The organism is Halorubrum sp. SD612, assembly GCF_002135005.1.
Genome location: NZ_NEWI01000346.1, coordinates 1 through 1,525 on the forward strand (window position 1 = coordinate 1; position 1,525 = coordinate 1,525).

Below are 1,525 nucleotides of genomic sequence, written 5' to 3' on the forward strand. Positions count from 1 at the left end.
GGTCCGGGATGTCCGGCTCCTGGCGGATCGAGTCGGGGTCGATGAGCGCGAGGGTGTACGAGAGGCCGTCGATCTCGATGTGGAGCTTGCGGGTCTCCTCGTCGAGTTCGAGGTGGATCAGGTCGCCGGAGTTGGCCATGCCGGCGATGTCCTCCAGGCGGGCGAGGTTGACGCCGATGACGCCGCCGTCGGCCTCGTAGGACTCGAACGCGGCCGCCTCCAGGGTGAGGTCGACCATGCCGACGTTGGCGGGGTCGACGGCCCGGATGGAGAGCTCCTCCTCGTTCAGGCGGATCTTACACTCGTCGACCAGCACGCTCACCGAATCGAGCGCGTCCTGAAACGTCGACGCGCCCACGATGGCCTTGAACATATACGTTCGGCTAGGGCGGTATCCCCTAAAAAGACACCCGATCGGGCCGGCACGGAAACGCTCAAAGCGAGCGAATGAGGCGGGCGACGACGACCGCGAGCGTGACCACGGTCCGCCACAGCCGGAGCCGTTCGAGCCGGTGTTCGAGCCGGCGTTCGTGCGCGTCGGGACCGTCCGACTCGTCGACCCCGTCGCGGGTCCCGGGGTCGCCCTCTCGATCCGCGCCGCCGTCGGCTCGGTCGGGCGGCGGATCGGTGGCTCGGTCCGGTCCCTCCCGGACGCTCCGGTCGGTCGCACTGGGATCGGTCGCGCTGGGATCGGCCTCGTCGCAGTTCGGCGACTCGTCGAGCGCGTGCGGTTCGACGCCGGGACTCTCGGTCGCTGGCAGGTGCTCGTCGGGCATGTTCGCTCTCGGCCGGAGATGGCCGTACGCGACGATACGAGGTTAATTTATAAATAAACGAGCCGAACGCACGGTGGAACTGAAACTCGTCCGGCGGGACGCGCCTCGCGGGCCTGACGGCGGCGGTCGTCGCGCGTTCCGCCCTCAGATCAGCGGTTCGACGAGCTCGCGCCCCTCGGCGAGCAGGTCGTCGACGGCGCCGTCGGAGTCGGCCTCGGCGTACACCCGGAGCTTCGGCTCGGTGCCCGAGGGGCGGACGAGCAGCCACGAGCCGTTCTCCAAGAGGAGCTTGAACCCGTCGAGGGTGACGACCTTCGCGACGGGGGACCCGCAGACGGACTCCGGGATGTGGTCTTCGAGCTCGTCTAAGACTCCCTCCTTCCGGTCGTCGGGGCAGTCGAGCGACACCTTCCCGGCCGCGATGCGCCCGTGTTCGTCCAGCAGGCGGTCGACGCGCTCGTCGAACGGCTCGGCGGCGTGCGTCGCGGCCGCGAGCAGCGCCATCAGCACGCCGTCCTTCTCGCGGACGTGCCCGCGGAGGGTGAACCCGCCCGACTCCTCGCCGCCGAACAGCGCGTCGTGTTCGCCCATCGCCTCCGCGACCCACTTGAAGCCGACCGGCGTCTCGTACACCTCTTCGCCGTGTGACTCCGCGATGCGGTCGACGAGGAACGTCGTCGAGACGGTGCGGACCGCGGGCCCCGAGTCGGTCTCCAGCAGGCGGTCGTAGCCGGCGGCGTAGAAGAGGT

General features: G+C 69.4%; 1 protein-coding gene and 2 pseudogenes. All 3 read right to left on the reverse strand.

The genetic code is table 11. The annotated features are described in order from the left end of the window. Positions 1 to 373 (reverse strand): annotated as a pseudogene (locus B9G38_RS17185) (DNA polymerase sliding clamp); the annotation flags it as partial. A 61-nt stretch (positions 374 to 434) separates the two neighbouring features. Beyond that, the gene (locus B9G38_RS17190) at positions 435 to 776 is read right to left on the reverse strand and encodes a hypothetical protein (protein ID WP_086221166.1); all 342 of its coding nucleotides are present in this window, start codon (positions 774 to 776) and stop codon (positions 435 to 437) included. Positions 777 to 920: 144 nt separating this feature from the next. Continuing rightward, positions 921 to 1,525: pseudogene (locus tag B9G38_RS17195) on the reverse strand (phosphoglucomutase/phosphomannomutase family protein); the annotation flags it as partial.

What these genes read in the sequence shown, in the direction of transcription:
- B9G38_RS17190 (WP_086221166.1), bottom strand. Translation starts at nt 776, where the DNA reads ATGCCCGACGAGCACCTGCCAGCGACCGAGAGTCCCGGCGTCGAACCG.